The following is a 12,974-nucleotide window of genomic DNA, read 5'->3' as shown; positions in this document are numbered from 1 at the left end:
TCATGAAAAATAAATTATTATTATTGTCGGGAACAGGAATTTCTCGTTTAGGTGATTTTATGTATCTCATCGCCCTAAACGTAATGGTGTTACATAGCACAAATTCCCCTGCTGCTGTAGCAGGATTATGGATTGTCGGTCCAATTGCGACCGTTGTTACAAAAATATGGTCTGGTAGTATAGTAGATCGATTAAACAAACGATCTATTATGCTCATCACAGATATCATTCGGGCAGCTCTTATTGGCTGTGTTCCACTATTTGATTCTATTTGGGCCATTTATATGTTTATCTTTTTAACTCGCATCGCTGCATCATTTTTCGATCCAGCTTCATTCACCTATAAAATGATGCTCATACCTGCTGAAGAACGCGCTCAATTTAACGCTTGGAATAGCTTATTTACAAACGGAGCTTTCATTATCGGTCCAGCTCTTGCTGGAATACTTCTCACCACGCACTCAGCATCCTTTGTAATTTACTGCAACTCACTTTCCTTTCTACTTTCTACTATTCTCATTTATTTCTTACCTAATATTACGTTACAAACAAAGCAAAACGAAGAAGTTACAAATACTTTCGTACAAACATTACGAAGTGATTGGAAACAAGTTTTTTCGTTCGCTCGAACGGAAACGTACATTATTCTCATATTCGTTTTATTTCAAGCGACTATGCTTGTCGCTATGGCACTTGATTCACAAGAAGTTGTTTTTACAAGACAAGTACTGTTTTTAACCGATATAGAATACAGCATGCTTGTTAGTATAACTGGCGCTGCTTACGTTTCCGGTTCATTTCTCGTCTCTCTCTTTGCCAAACGTTTACCAATTCAATATTGTATCGGATTAGGGACAATTTTCACAGCAATAGGCTATGTAATTTTCGCCTTTTCAAATTCATTTATAGTCGCGGCAGGCGGTTTCATTTTACTTGGCATTTCTTCATCATTTGCTGGTACTGGCTTTATCACATTTTATCAAAATAACATCCCTGTACATATGATCGGACGTATTGATAGCGTGTTTGATTCAATAAAAAGTTTCATCCAAATCTTTTTCATTTTAGCAATTGGGGCGTCCGCACAATTTCTTTCTGTTCAAATGACTGTAATAAGTAGCTCGTTACTCATCCTTTTCCTTTCCTGTTTATTAGCAATCCGAGTAATGACGCCTTCACGAGAAAAATATTTTAAGGCTACAGGATCATCATTGGAATATTAACCGCAACATAACAAGCGGCGATTTGCTAGGTAGTAAGCCCTCACTGATTAAAGTTTTACTTTATGTTAAAATATTAATGAAATTTGATTATGTAGGAGGGCTTTTTTGAATACTATATTCATGTTCATTTGTATTATATTAGTAGCTTCTATATTACAAACGAGTACCGGTTTTGGCTTTTCTATTATGGCAACACCTTTCTTACTCATGTTATTTCTACCACAAGAAGCTATACAAATAAATATCATTTTATCATTCATTATTTCTATATCACTCATTTGGAAAATAAGAATGGACATTGATTGTATTCTACTGAAAAGATTAATTGTCGGCAGTATAGTTGGTGTTCCTTTTGGTATTTTCATTTTCGTTTCCATTAACATCAACACGTTTAAATTAGCAATTAGCATCCTGCTCTTACTATTAACGTTGATGCTAATCTGTAACTTTAAGATTCAATCAACAAAATCTAGAGATTTCTTAGTGGGAGGATTATCCGGTCTTTTAACGACAAGTATCGGTATGCCGGGACCACCTCTGTTACTGTACTTTACAGGAACTGATACAAAAAAAGAGAAGCTGAGAGCAACTACTTTAGCTTTTTATCTATTTATATATTTCATTAGTCTACTAACGCAAATACTCTTTAGTGGCACAAACAAGACAATTTGGGAATCAAGTTTTTACGCTACTCCAATCGTATTTCTAGGTTTGTATATAGGTCAAATTATTTTCAAATGGCTTAATCAACGGATTTTTAAAATATTTACGTACATCCTTTTAAGTTGCACGGGCATATATCTTCTTATTGAAAGTTTGCATTCGTTATAGAAGGTGCTTTAGTTTGTGTCATAACGGATAAGTTTTCAATATTTTTAAACGTGATAACAATAAAAAGCGGCTATTATGCCGCTTTTTATTTTCAAATTAAATATTTTAAAACTAGAAGCCCACCTATCGCTATTACAAACACATTGAAAAAAATCAGCCAACTTTTTTCAAACTCTTTATATCTCTCTTCTTTCACCCCTCGTTGTTTTAGCTTCTCAATTACCGTTTTCAATTCTTGCTCATGCTCGGTACTTCCTAATTGTATATAGTTATTATCTATAGTAATTCCATATACATTCTTCATTTTTTTATGTCTCGAAACTGCTTGAATTGAACTAATTAGCACATTGTACTCATTTATTTTTTTGAAATAACAATCTAACGATTTAATTCGTAATCTTGTATTTGTTAAAACAATGTAATAATAAAAAGCAGCACCTGCCGTTAATATATTCGGTATAACTTTAGAATTTACAAGACTCCCCTCTTCTACTAATATTTCGCATTCGATTTCTTCTCCTTCTTGTAACTCTTTCCGAACTGATTCTTCCAACATTTGCACTGTTAATTTCTTCAATAATTCTCCGTTTTTCACATAATACTTATCTACATTTATAGTCTCATCCGCTTCTTTCTCTAAATGTGCAATTTCTTCATCTGAATATTGGAGCTCATTTAACATAGATAATAATCTTTTATCCATATTACACACTCCCTTTCCATAGTTTTTGAATTTTTTTCTTCCCTCGAGAAATTCGATTGTATATATAATCCGCCGTTACTTTTAATTCTTTTGCAATATCGTCAATGGAATATCCATCAATGTACCTCTTTAAAAAGATATATCGATCCTTCTTGTTTAAATCTTGGACTATTTCCATAATCTCTTCTTCTTGTTCTATTTCATACCTATCATGGACACCTGTATCTATCTCTACGTCTTTATCGACTTTATTCTCTTTATATACTTTCTTTTTATATTCCAATGTCTTTAATTTAGTAATACCAATCATCCAAGATTTGAAGTTTCCCTTTTCCATATCAAATTGTTCGATATGGAACCAAATGACAGTAAATACATCGTTATAACAATCATCCACATATTGTTTCTCCATAGGGCTACTTAATGATTTATGAATAATGTATAAAATTAATTTTCCATATTGATCAATTACTTCTTTCAAAGCATCTGGATCACGTTTTTTCATAGCTGTAATTAAATCCACTTCAGAATCGAAAATCATAAACATCTTCCTTCCTCAATTCCCCTTTAGCAGCTGCCTTTACTTACTATTGGCATTTCATTCTCATTTTCTATCACTTTTGTAAAAAATTTTTAATTTTTATGTATATGATAACAAATAAAATACCTAAGTTCAGAAAGTGGTATCTACATTCTGAACTTAGGTATTAGCAATCAAACTATTCACTTAAACTAACGTTTCATCACAAATCTCTGTTACATTTTTAAAATATTGCAAGTTCTCCTTCGCTTCAGCTTCATTAAATAAATTGAGTTGCCTCATTATTTCAGTAGCAAATTCAACGTACGCAGACCCTACCGCTGTTATTATTTTCCCATCAACAGTTACATCTTTGTTTTGTTTATATTCCCATTCATGTAAATGCGCTAACTGTTTTTCATCTGCTGTTAACGATGTTGAGAATTTCTTCTTATTCAGCACTCCTGCTGCATGTAGTAAAGATGTTCCTGCACAAATACCCGCTATCCATTTATTTTGCTTATGTAATTTATTCACGATAGATAACAATTGATCATTTTCTAAATGATCAAAAATATGTCCGCCTGGTACGATAAACACTTCATAGTCCTCTACTTCAATATGCTCCATAGAAACATGTGGTTGACACAAAAAACCTCCTTCTCCTGTAACTGTTTTTCCATCTACAGTTGCTGTTATTATTTCGAATTCCTTACTTATCAAAAATAAACTCGCTATATTCACTTCAAATTCTGCAAATCCATCAAATAAAAAGATTAAAGCTTTTTTCATATTATCTCCTCCCTCTATACTTATTCGAAGACAATCACCTTTCTCCTCCAAAAAAGGCAAACCTGCATCACAGGTCTGCCTTTTTACTCATTTCTTATTAAATCCTTTTTCACTTAAAAACTCTTTCATATGCATTCTTTTTTCTTTAGACATAAACGAACTCATCGATTCCGTCCATGTTGCGTTTTTCTTATTTGATGATCTTTCTTTATAATACGCGTTCATCGTTTCATCGTATTCATTTAATAATTCATCATATTTCTTTTCATCATATCCATTTTCATGAAGGATTGCTGCTATCGGTAAACGTGGTTTCACTCCGTGATTTTCATCTGGTACACCGACTGTCATTCCGAATACAGGATATACTTTATCCGGTAAATGAAGCAATTCGCTCACTTCTCTCGGATTATTACGAATACCACCAATATAACAAATACCGTATCCTAACGATTCTGCTGCTAACGCTAAGTTTTGCGCGAAAAGTGAAGCATCTACAGTTGCTACGATAAAGTCTTCTACTCCTTCATGCTTTATCTCTGTACCATGTTTTTCACATGCCATTTCAAGTCGTTTTAAATCTGCACAACAAACAAAGAATGCTGCGCAGTCCTTCACATGACGATTTCCGGATAACTCTGCTAGTTTCGCCTTTAAATCTTGATCGGTTACATATATAACAGAGTAAGCCTGTACAAAATGCGAGGAAGCAGCATGCTGCCCAGCTTGCACCATTCTTTCTACTACATCTTTCGGAATGGATTCTTCTTTATATTTACGAACTGAAACGTGTTGCTCCATTTTATGTATCATCTCATTCATGAAAATCACTCCTTTTTTCTCTTCCTAATGAAAAATTAACATATCTTTTCCAATATTCACAACTTATAAGCACAAAAAGATCTATTAATACGGTAAATGAAATTATATCGACGATTATTTCAATATATCAACGATTCCTTACACTATATCGTCGATTCGACAAAGAATATCGACTTACTGACAAATAACGACAAACTTACTCCAAATTATTCCTTATCTTATTACGCTGTTTTCAACACTTTAACACCTTTTACGATATTCCAAATGAAGTAATAAATCCCTACAAGAATGAATACTGCATATGTGATCATGATCCCAATTCCAGCACCGTCAGATTGATTGAATCCTAAACCGTATATTCCTGATATCGCTAACCCTCCGAATAAAATTGCATACGGGAAAATATGTGACCAAAATGCTTTTTTCGCGTGATATTTCACTTCATCCTCTGCAACGAAGTACACGATAATTGGTAGTAAAAATGGTGCAAAAAAGATACTAAAGTAACATAGTGAAGATAATATATTATTTCCTTTCATCCGATTCACCTCTAAATAGTTTTTGTTATCTTCATTATGTCAGGAATCCATTCTAGAAACTATCGCTTTACCTTTCATTAAGATGACATATTTGTAAGATTCCCCTCAAAAAATCCCGCCTAGAATGCTAGGCGGGATCACTTTCTCTATATTCGATTCATAAACCAATATTGCGTAATGGCTAAATATTCACGTATATTCGATGGAATGACAATTCGCTTTGGTGTTTCGGCCGGAAGACCTTCTAATTGTAAACCTTGCTTAGCTGCTATTTTTTTCGCTCTAAACATATGGAAGTCATTTGTTACGATCATTCCTTTTTTCATATTGTCCGGAATTAAAGGTTTTGAGAATTTAATATTTTCATCTGTACTCGTTGACTTATCTTCCATTATAATGCGGTCTTCTGCAATTTTTAGTTTTATTAATTCATTTTTCATTGCTAATGCTTCTGAAATATCTTCCCCTTTTCCTTTCCCTCCAGACACAATAGCAATTACTTTCTCATGTGCTTTCAAATACTCAGCTGCTTTATCAATACGATATTGCAATGAGTACGATGGTTTCGTTCCGTTTACTTTCGAGCCTAATACAATGATATAATCAGCTTCATAGGTCGCATTCATTTGCCCATGCTTATAAATGTTATATTGTAAAAATCCCACATAAACGGCGCAAACCATTATAATTCCTATCATATACTTCATTATTTTTTTCTTTTTCATATCCATATACTCCTATGTTCTTTGCTTCTTTCATGATAATATCCATTTATTTGTTTGTATACAGACAAATTCCAATTCAACCTAATTTATCCTCTAGAAAGTAATATTTATATTTCTTTCGGGAACAGTAAGTACAACTTTGCACGAAGGAGTGTCTCTATTGCTTCTCTTTTTATGTAACGTATCGTTCTTTTTTATCTTATTTTTACTATCACTTAAGATGCTCGGTAAATCAGCTTTAGCACAACTAACGCCTCATGATTTTGGTGCTATTATCTTTTTATCTTATTTAGCTTTTCAGGCCATACCAGTCTCTGGTGCTTTGCAAGCTTTTCTCGGTATGGTCGTTATTACATGTTTGCATTTAATCCTTACAAAATTAAGCCTATTCAACAAACTAAATCGTTTCATTCTCGGGCACCCGATTATTTTAATTAAACATGGTGATATTATTTTTGAGAACTTACAAAAAAGTAGGTATCCCATTGCTGAATTACTTTCTAATCTTCGCGTCGCAGGATATCCAAGTGTTCATGAAATTGAATACGCTATTTTAGAAGCGAATGGAGCCATTAGCATTTTACCAAAGCGTGAACTTGTCCCATTAACTCCGAAAGATTTGAACATAGATGTTAAGTATGCTGGATTACCAATTGCCCTTATCGTTGATTCACAAATTCAATACGATAACTTAAAGTTAATTCATAAGGACGAAAAGTGGTTATATAAAGAATTAAAAGAAAAAGGCATCACAAATATTAAAAACGTCGCCTTTGCGTCTGTTCAAGAAACGGATGGATCTTTTGCTATTAGTTTAAAAGAATAAAAAATCCCCTTACTTACTCAAGGGGATTTTCTTTATCATATCGCTTCTTTTTCGCCTGCCATGTTTAATGGCACAGGATGTTTCATACGATTCATCGTAAATACGATAATCGCTGTCAATACTTCCGCTACTGGCATAACGAGCCAAATTCCGTTGATCCCAAATAATTTCGGCATAATCCATAATAATGGAATAATAAATAGCAACCCTCGGCTCATTATAATAAGTACTGATTTTGTCGTTTGTCGCACTGATTGGAAGTACTCTCCATACACAATGTTATAGCCTAAAAATACATATTGGATAAAGAACAAGCTCATACCTGTTAATGTTAACTCCAATAACTCTGGAGATTGGACGTCAAATAGACCAATAATATATTTCCCGAAGAATAATCCGACAATTATTGCAACGCCTCCAAGTACAACTGCAATTTTCACTGCAAACTGCAACCCTTCACGAAGTCTCTCTGCTAAATTTGCACCATAATGGAAACTAGCAATCGGTTGTAATGCAGCACCTACCCCAAAGAATAATAGTAATGTCATTGCATGAATACTATTCACCATCGCATAAGAAGCGACTCCTACTTCCCCTGCATATTGAACGAATGCAATATTAAAACCAATCGTTACAATCGCTACTGTACTTTCTGCTGTAAAGCTCGGGAAACCGATTATCATAATTTGTTTTACTGTATCCCATTCAAAATGGAATTTCGTCCATTTTAAAATACTACTTTTTCTAAAGAAGTGTGTTAATAATACAAGGAAACCAACCGCTGCTGAAAGAATAGTTGCTGAAGCAGCTCCTGTTACGCCCCATTTAAAGATGAAAATAAAGATATAGTCAAACACTATATTTAATACAGCTGTTACAACTAAACCTGCCATTGCTAAATTAGGATTTCCATCATTTCGTATAAATGTACTTAAAATATTTTCTAAAACGTATATCATTCCAAATGTTAATAATACGTGTAAATAATCTAACGCATACGGTAAAATTACTTCATTCGCACCGAATACGTATGCTAAATCTTCTATTCTCCATAAGCAAATCGCCGCTAAAACGCCTACAATAATGACTGCTACCGTCATGGATTGAGTAAAAATAGACCTTGCTCTTTCAATTTTATTTTCACCTAATGCAATGGAATATAACGTTGCCCCGCCCATTCCAATCCATAATGAAATAGAGAAGAAAATTGAAAACGCTGGAATAGCCACGTTTACTCCTGCCAATCCATTTGCTCCAACTCCCCGACTAATCATTACCGCATCAATTACAATATTAACCGACATTAATACCATTCCTAGAACAGCTGGTATTAAATAAGAAATAAATAAACTTTTTATCGGTTTTTCTCTTAATTTTTCTGTTGCTTCCATACTATTATGCTCCTTTTTTCAACTCTCTTTCCTTAGTTTAAACCTTCAAGTAACTTGAAGGTCAATAGAGAATTTAAAAAATAGGTAACTTAATTATCGTATTTAATACCCATTTGTAATGATACGAGTGCTACAGCTTATTGTTTTATTTTTTCATGATAGGAATTTGAATTTCTGTTACTTGCTCCTCCGGATTTTCTGTTACAGACCAATCAATTAATCCAATCTCAATCGCATCTCCACTTACTTCATATCCTTCTTGATCAATGTACGCAAGTAATTCCTTATACGTTGCATCTGTTTCTTCATACGGTCCATGATGATAAGAACAAGCATATAAACCTTCCTTAATCTCATCTGAATTATGCACTTCATACGGCATATAATCCAAAAGAATAAACACGCTACTATACGCTTGAAACTCATTTTGCATGAATCCTTTTTTCGCAACTGTTACACCAATATCTCCAGAAAATAAACTATCATCCATTTGCCTCATATTTTTTTGCAACGAATGGATGTAGTACTCAAACATATCATCCGTCGTATTCGGAGCAACCGCAATGGCTGTTATTTTTCGCCGCGGGATCTCTTTTATTACCATTTGTTTAGCTTTTGCTTCTGTTGCTTCCTTAATCAAATGAATTCTATGCTCCATTTTCGCCAAAGCATACTCAATTTCTCTTTGTTTTTTCAACATCATTTCTTGTTGTTTTTCCAACAAATTGAGTGCGTATGCTGGATTTCTTTCATCAATATATTTCTTAATTTCCTTTAATGGAATATTTAATTGGCGTAAAAACTTAATCGTATCTAATAGTGAAAATTGATCGATTGTGTAATAGCGATAATTTGTTTGTGGGTCCACAATGGATGGATGGAAAATTCCTTTTTCATCATAATAACGTAAAGTAGATTCCGCTATATTATGCATTTTTGCCATTTCTCCAATTGTAAAGCGTTTGTTTAATAACATCTTTTATTCCCTTCCATTTCTATTTATTTCATTATATGTTCATTCTATCTTCAAAACAAAAAAGAATTCCCTTAAGAGAATTCTTTTTATTCATTATTACACCTCTATAATTATAGGAAGAATCATCGGTTTTCTTTTCGTACTCGTATATATATACTTCCCTAAAGCTTCTCTTACTTCTCTTTTCAAAATACCCCAGCTATTCACTTTCTCTTTCTTTACATTATTAATCGTAATAACAGCTAATTTATTTAATTCCTTCAAAAATTCTTCTGAATCACGAACATAGACGAATCCACGAGAAATAATATCAGGACCTGAAATTATTTCTCCATCCACTTTATTAAAAGTAATAACTATAACGAGCATTCCATCTTCTGAAAGTTGTTTTCGATCACGTAATAATGCATTTCCAACATCACCAATTCCTAATCCATCTACATATATATTTCCTGCTTGTATTTTTCTCGATTGAATTGCCACTTGATTACTTATATCTACAACATCTCCATTACGAACGATAAAGATATTTTCTTTTTCGACACCAATTGATTCCGCTAGCAAGCTATGGTGATGTAGCATTCTAAACTCTCCATGAATGGGGAGAAAATATTTTGGCTTCATTAATGTGAGCATTAACTTTAATTCTTCTTGATATGCATGGCCAGATACATGGACTCCAGTAGAACTGCCTGATCCGTAAATCACTCTTGCCCCTAATGCAAATAAGTTATCGATAATTCGCGAAACATTACGTTCATTTCCTGGAATAGGAGTCGCAGCTATAATAACTGTATCTTCTGGTAAAACATCTACTTGCCTATAGTTTCCACTAGCTAAACGCGCTAAAGCTGCCATTGGTTCTCCTTGACTTCCTGTACAAAGTATTGCGACCTGCTTTGGATCTAAATTATTTATCTCATTTGCTTCAATTAGCATACCTTCTGGAATATTTAGATACCCTTTCTCTAGAGCAACTTCTACTACATTTACCATACTTCTCCCGAGCAAAGCCAGTTTTCGATTTGTTTTTATACAAGCTTCAACTATTTGCTGAACACGATTCACATTAGAAGCAAAAGTAGAAATAATCACTTTCCTATTTGCTTTCATAAATATTTCCTCTATCCGTTCCCCTACCGACCTTTCTGATGGGGTAAATCCAGGTCGTTCTGCATTTGTACTTTCAGATAGTAAAGCTAATACACCTTCACTACCTATTTTAGCCATTTTATGAATATCAGGATGTTGATTATTAACTGGTGTTAAATCAAATTTAAAATCACCTGTATGTACTATAGTACCTTCTGGTGTATGAAAAACAATACCGAGGCAATCTGGAATACTATGATTCGTTTTAAAAAAAGTTGTCTTAATAGCACCAAAATCAATTTCTGATTCTGAATGAATCACGATTAATTCTGTATTATCTTGAAGGTTATGCTCCTTTAATTTAATTTCAATTAAACCTAACGTTAACTTCGTAGCATAGATTGGTACGTTTAGTTGTTTTAAAAAATATGGTATTCCGCCAATATGGTCTTCATGTCCATGCGTCACGACTAATCCACGAATTTTTTCTTTATTTTCTTGTAAGTAGGTGACATCTGGAATGATTAAATCAATTCCTAATAAACTTTCATCTGGAAATTTTGATCCACAATCAATAACGACCATATCATTTTCAAATTGAATAACATACATATTTTTCCCTATTTCATTTACTCCACCTAAAGCAACGATAGACACGTTGTTTTTTAATGACTTCAAACTATAAACCCTCCCTTTCACATTTATAACTCGTGAAATCGTATTTAGGCTTTATTATTTGTAATGAAAAAGGACTTCATACTATTTCATACATATATAAATTCACACGCTACTCTTATATGTATATCCCCAATTACACAGTCTCTCTCTAAAAATGCCCCCATTTTTTCATTGATTTTTTGTAAAATCTATTATATATTAATTACAGGTTCAAATTACAAGTTCAAAAGAACTCGTAATCAGACCCTTTGTTTAATGGGTTTTACATATTTTCATTAGGCAAATTCCGAGAAATCGTATGATAAAAATAAAAATGATAAGGAGAGGATCCGATGGAATTCGAATTTTTCTTTCAAATTGCACTTATTTTATTAAGTACAAAGCTTGCTGGTGATCTTAGTGTTAGATTAGGTCAACCTTCTGTACTAGGTAAATTAATTGTCGGTATCGTTATCGGTCCAGCTGTATTAGGTTGGATTGAAAATTCCGAGCTTCTAACACAATTAAGTAATGTTGGTGTTATTCTTTTAATGTTTATGGCAGGACTTGAAACAGACTTAGAGGAATTAAACGCAAATCGTAATTCTTCTTTAGCTGTTGCACTTGGAGGTATCATTCTTCCATTCGTAGGTGGTTACGTTTCTGGTCTTGTTATGGGAATGGAACAAGGAAATGCTGTATTTTTAGGATTACTTCTATGTGCGACAAGTGTTAGTATTTCCGTACAAACACTTCGCGATTTAGGAAAGATGAAAACACGTGAAAGTACAACTATGCTGGGCGCAGCTGTATTTGATGACATTCTTGTCGTTATTTTATTAGCATTTGCAATGAGTTTCCTAGGTACAGACGATGTTAACTTAACAATGATTATCTTGAAGAAAGTTGTATTCTTCGCTTCTATTATTTTAATCGGATGGAAAGGTGTTCCTGCGATTATGCGCTGGTTATCACCACTACGCGTATCTGAGTCTATCGTGAGTGCGGCTCTTATCATCTGTTTCTCATTCGCATATTTCGGCGAACTATTAGGAATTGCTGGTATTATCGGTGCTTTCGCAGCTGGTATCGCAATTTCTCAAACGAACTACAAACATGAGGTAGAAAAGAAAGTAGAACCAATTGCTTACGCTATGTTCGTTCCAGTATTCTTCGTAAGTATCGGTATGAATATTACATTTGACGGTATTGGCGATCAAATTTGGTTCATCCTAGCATTAACAGTAATCGCTGTATTAACGAAACTAATCGGTTGTGGCTTAGGTGCACGAATGACTGGATTTGACGCTAAGTCTTCTGCAATTATCGGTTCTGGAATGGTTTCTCGTGGTGAAGTTGCACTTATCATCGCAGGAACAGGACTTTCTTCAGGTCTACTAGCACAAGATTACTTTACAGCTATCGTTATTGTCGTTATTTTAACTACAATGATTACACCACCAATGTTAAAATACACTTTTGGTGCAAAAGATAAAGCAATGAAAGCAAGTAAATAAGTTTAATAAAAAAGAAGCTTACTATCTTATAAGATAGTAGGCTTCTTTTTCGTTTTATCTTTAAACAATCCCGTTCGTTTTTAACCATTTTTCAAAAATAATTCGTGCTTCATCATCATCAATATCATTACGAAATGAATACACCATAATGCCATAATCATCTACATATTCACCTAGCTTCATTTCCTCCACTTTCTTATAGAAATCGTCTACCTCATAGTGTGGAATATACGCATCCCAAACTGGTTCATGTATTCTTTTGTACGCTGTCACTTCTAAATCATATCCATCTTCATAATATCCGATGTGATAATGTTGACTAGGATCATATTTCTTCATAATAATTCCCCTCCCTTTGAA

General features: G+C 33.6%; 14 protein-coding genes. 4 read left to right on the top strand and 10 right to left on the bottom strand.

What is annotated here, in order from left to right:
• Positions 1-2 precede the first annotated feature (2 nt).
• Both MR079_RS02930 and MR079_RS02925 read left to right on the top strand, forming a co-directional pair.
• A complete protein-coding gene (locus MR079_RS02930) occupies positions 3-1,223 on the top strand; it encodes an MFS transporter (protein WP_242293476.1) in 1,221 nt (406 codons plus the stop codon).
• A 105-nt stretch (positions 1,224-1,328) separates the two neighbouring features.
• A complete protein-coding gene (locus MR079_RS02925) occupies positions 1,329-2,054 on the top strand; it encodes a sulfite exporter TauE/SafE family protein (protein ID WP_242293475.1) in 726 nt (241 codons plus the stop codon).
• 91 nt (positions 2,055-2,145) lie between these two features.
• Here the strand turns inward: MR079_RS02925 and MR079_RS02920 are convergent, their stop codons facing one another.
• The 6 genes from MR079_RS02920 to MR079_RS02895 all read right to left on the bottom strand — a co-directional run bounded on the left by MR079_RS02920 (position 2,146) and on the right by MR079_RS02895 (position 6,128).
• Complete coding sequence (locus MR079_RS02920) at positions 2,146-2,757, bottom strand: flagellar motor switch protein FliG (RefSeq protein ID WP_242293474.1); 612 nt, start codon at positions 2,755-2,757, stop codon at positions 2,146-2,148.
• A 1-nt stretch (position 2,758) separates the two neighbouring features.
• Entirely contained in the window at positions 2,759-3,304 is a 546-nt protein-coding gene (locus MR079_RS02915; protein WP_242293473.1) for a sigma-70 family RNA polymerase sigma factor, read from the bottom strand.
• 180 nt (positions 3,305-3,484) lie between these two features.
• Positions 3,485-4,069, bottom strand: a complete 585-nt coding sequence (locus tag MR079_RS02910) for a type 1 glutamine amidotransferase family protein (protein ID WP_242293472.1) — start codon at positions 4,067-4,069, stop codon at positions 3,485-3,487.
• Positions 4,070-4,156: 87 nt separating this feature from the next.
• Positions 4,157-4,891: an oxygen-insensitive NADPH nitroreductase gene (nfsA, locus tag MR079_RS02905; RefSeq protein ID WP_242293471.1), complete on the bottom strand. Its 735-nt coding sequence runs from the start codon at positions 4,889-4,891 to the stop codon at positions 4,157-4,159.
• Positions 4,892-5,112: 221 nt separating this feature from the next.
• Complete coding sequence (locus tag MR079_RS02900; RefSeq protein ID WP_098270189.1) at positions 5,113-5,430, bottom strand: magnetosome magnetite crystal formation protein family; 318 nt, start codon at positions 5,428-5,430, stop codon at positions 5,113-5,115.
• Positions 5,431-5,576: 146 nt separating this feature from the next.
• Complete coding sequence (locus tag MR079_RS02895) at positions 5,577-6,128, bottom strand: YdcF family protein (protein WP_313897257.1); 552 nt, start codon at positions 6,126-6,128, stop codon at positions 5,577-5,579.
• Positions 6,129-6,315: 187 nt separating this feature from the next.
• On the opposite strand from MR079_RS02895, the gene MR079_RS02890 reads away from it, so the two are divergent.
• Positions 6,316-6,981 (top strand): DUF421 domain-containing protein, encoded by a 666-nt coding sequence (locus MR079_RS02890; protein ID WP_000923931.1) that lies wholly within the window; start codon positions 6,316-6,318, stop codon positions 6,979-6,981.
• A gap of 35 nt (positions 6,982-7,016) precedes the next feature.
• Here the strand turns inward: MR079_RS02890 and MR079_RS02885 are convergent, their stop codons facing one another.
• The 3 genes from MR079_RS02885 to MR079_RS02875 form a co-directional block, all read right to left on the bottom strand.
• Positions 7,017-8,372 carry an MATE family efflux transporter gene (locus tag MR079_RS02885; RefSeq protein WP_139867967.1) on the bottom strand — a complete coding sequence of 452 codons (1,356 nt, stop codon included), beginning with the start codon at positions 8,370-8,372 and terminating at the stop codon, positions 7,017-7,019.
• A 145-nt stretch (positions 8,373-8,517) separates the two neighbouring features.
• Positions 8,518-9,348 (bottom strand): MerR family transcriptional regulator, encoded by an 831-nt coding sequence (locus MR079_RS02880; protein ID WP_242293470.1) that lies wholly within the window; start codon positions 9,346-9,348, stop codon positions 8,518-8,520.
• 96 nt (positions 9,349-9,444) lie between these two features.
• On the bottom strand, positions 9,445-11,118 hold the full coding sequence (locus MR079_RS02875; protein WP_242293469.1) for a ribonuclease J: 1,674 nt from the start codon (positions 11,116-11,118) through the stop codon (positions 9,445-9,447).
• Positions 11,119-11,450: 332 nt separating this feature from the next.
• On the opposite strand from MR079_RS02875, the gene MR079_RS02870 reads away from it, so the two are divergent.
• Entirely contained in the window at positions 11,451-12,614 is a 1,164-nt protein-coding gene (locus tag MR079_RS02870) for a cation:proton antiporter (protein ID WP_000393891.1), read from the top strand.
• Positions 12,615-12,674: 60 nt separating this feature from the next.
• Here the strand turns inward: MR079_RS02870 and MR079_RS02865 are convergent, their stop codons facing one another.
• Positions 12,675-12,953, bottom strand: a complete 279-nt coding sequence (locus MR079_RS02865; RefSeq protein ID WP_016717048.1) for a DUF3986 family protein — start codon at positions 12,951-12,953, stop codon at positions 12,675-12,677.
• Between the last annotated feature and the right edge of the window lie 21 nt (positions 12,954-12,974).

The sequence above is a fragment of the Bacillus cereus group sp. BfR-BA-01381 genome, from assembly GCF_022663555.1.
Lineage (GTDB): Bacteria > Bacillota > Bacilli > Bacillales > Bacillaceae_G > Bacillus_A > Bacillus_A pacificus.
The sequence above is the reverse complement of the archived record's forward strand: the minus strand, read 5'-3'. Positions and strand labels throughout refer to the sequence as shown.

Excerpts from the sequence above, each read along its gene's own strand:
- MR079_RS02930 (WP_242293476.1), top strand. The coding sequence starts at position 3 with ATGAAAAATAAATTATTATTATTGTCGGGAACAGGAATTTCTCGTTTA.
- MR079_RS02920 (WP_242293474.1), bottom strand. The coding sequence starts at position 2,757 with ATGGATAAAAGATTATTATCTATGTTAAATGAGCTCCAATATTCAGAT.
- MR079_RS02915 (WP_242293473.1), bottom strand. The coding sequence starts at position 3,304 with ATGTTTATGATTTTCGATTCTGAAGTGGATTTAATTACAGCTATGAAA.
- MR079_RS02910 (WP_242293472.1), bottom strand. The coding sequence starts at position 4,069 with ATGAAAAAAGCTTTAATCTTTTTATTTGATGGATTTGCAGAATTTGAA.
- nfsA (WP_242293471.1), bottom strand. The coding sequence starts at position 4,891 with ATGAATGAGATGATACATAAAATGGAGCAACACGTTTCAGTTCGTAAA.
- MR079_RS02900 (WP_098270189.1), bottom strand. The coding sequence starts at position 5,430 with ATGAAAGGAAATAATATATTATCTTCACTATGTTACTTTAGTATCTTT.
- MR079_RS02895 (WP_313897257.1), bottom strand. The coding sequence starts at position 6,128 with ATGATAGGAATTATAATGGTTTGCGCCGTTTATGTGGGATTTTTACAA.
- MR079_RS02885 (WP_139867967.1), bottom strand. The coding sequence starts at position 8,372 with ATGGAAGCAACAGAAAAATTAAGAGAAAAACCGATAAAAAGTTTATTT.
- MR079_RS02880 (WP_242293470.1), bottom strand. The coding sequence starts at position 9,348 with ATGTTATTAAACAAACGCTTTACAATTGGAGAAATGGCAAAAATGCAT.
- MR079_RS02870 (WP_000393891.1), top strand. The coding sequence starts at position 11,451 with ATGGAATTCGAATTTTTCTTTCAAATTGCACTTATTTTATTAAGTACA.
- MR079_RS02865 (WP_016717048.1), bottom strand. The coding sequence starts at position 12,953 with ATGAAGAAATATGATCCTAGTCAACATTATCACATCGGATATTATGAA.